The following is a 505-nucleotide window of genomic DNA, read 5'->3' as shown; positions in this document are numbered from 1 at the left end:
AAATCTGAGCGTAACGGTTTGTAAAAGTGCAATCAATTAAGGTTCGCTGCTCGATTAGCAGATGATTAACAGACATAAAAAGCGTGAGAGAACTTAAGTTCACTCACGCTTTTTATGGACGGTTTTTAATAGACGCTTGGTAATAGCTTTGGGGTTAGCTTAATTCAGATGCTAACCATTCGGCATCAGACTTAACCCAAGAATAGGTGAGTCTTGCCAAAGCTTGATAGAAGTTACCATGATCAACTTCGGTGACTTTAGCCACAAAGTTATTTAGCCAATTAGCTAAGTTGTCTTGAATAAAGCTGAGCTGAGCAGCGTCATCACTATGGGTACAAAGGTGAGCGACATAAGCCAAGATCACCGCAAGGTGATCGGCAGGCTCTGGAAACTCGCTTTGTACTTGTAGCTGACTCTGCTTCAAAAACTCACTCATCTGCTGATGCTGCTCACCAAAGAGCAGTGGCTCATCGCCTTTTCTTGCTGGCTTGTTGTCTAAATACAA

Annotated in this window: 1 protein-coding gene; it reads right to left on the bottom strand. The window is 42.6% G+C overall.

Going from position 1 to position 505, the window contains the following annotated elements:
* Positions 1 to 154: 154 nt before the first annotated feature.
* On the bottom strand, positions 155 to 505 hold a 351-nt coding region (torD, locus tag ACVBIL_RS20665), incomplete at its 5' end, for a molecular chaperone TorD (RefSeq protein WP_447168799.1).

The sequence above is a fragment of the Shewanella sp. 125m-7 genome, assembly GCF_052977045.1.
This window is presented reverse-complemented; position numbering and strand designations above follow the sequence as displayed.